The 745-nt window shown below is 68.5% G+C and carries 1 protein-coding gene; it reads right to left on the bottom strand.

Annotation, left to right across the window (positions count from 1 at the left end; all coding sequences use genetic code 11):
- A partial coding sequence (locus ADK66_RS29145) for an AMP-binding protein (RefSeq protein ID WP_255353063.1) occupies positions 1 to 732 on the bottom strand: 732 nt, incomplete at its 3' end.
- Positions 733 to 745 lie beyond the last annotated feature (13 nt).

The raw sequence follows: 745 nt of genomic DNA, 5'->3' as shown, positions 1-745 counted from the left end.
CCCAGTCCGATACAACCGCGACCCCACCAACCCAAACGGATCCGGCACAAACCGATCCGCCGTCAACCCCGCAGCACCCCAATAACCCCGACCCACACCCACACCGGCCACGTACAACTCGCCGGGGGCGCCCACCGGCACCGGCTGAAGCAGGTCGTCGAGGACGCGCAGGGTGATGTTCGGGAAGGGCCGTCCCAGCGGAACCCGGGACACGTCGGCCAGGTCGTCGGCGGTGCAGTGCCAGCTGGTGATGTCCACTGTGGTTTCCGCTGGCCCGTAGGTGTTGTGCAGCTCGCAGTCGGGCAGCGCGGCCAGGAACGCCCGCGCCACATCGACCGGCAACTCCTCGCCGCCGACCGCCACGGATCGCAGTGAGGTGCAGTCGGTGATGCCCTCGGCGAGCAGCGCCGACAGCATGCTGGGCACCAGCTCGATCGAGGTGACCGACTCGGCGATGATCAAATCACGGAGGTACGCGGGGTCGCGGTGTCCACCCGGGCGGGCCACGACGATCCGCGCCCCCGTCGACAGTGCGGCGTAGACCTCTGCCGGTGAGACGTCGAAGCCGATCTCGGTCTTCTGGAGGAGCACGCCGTCGGCACCGAGTCGATTGATCGTGGGTGCGACGTGGGCGGTCCGGTTGACCAGGCCGGCGTGGGTGACGACAGCACCCTTCGGACGGCCCGTCGAGCCCGACGTGTAAATCACATAACACGCACTCTCCGGACCCACGACCGGCGGCACA

The organism is Micromonospora sp. NRRL B-16802, assembly GCF_001279555.1.
GTDB classification, from domain to species: Bacteria; Actinomycetota; Actinomycetes; order Mycobacteriales; family Micromonosporaceae; genus Micromonospora; species Micromonospora profundi.
Note: the sequence above shows the minus strand (reverse complement) of the source record. Positions and strands in the feature narration are given on the sequence as shown.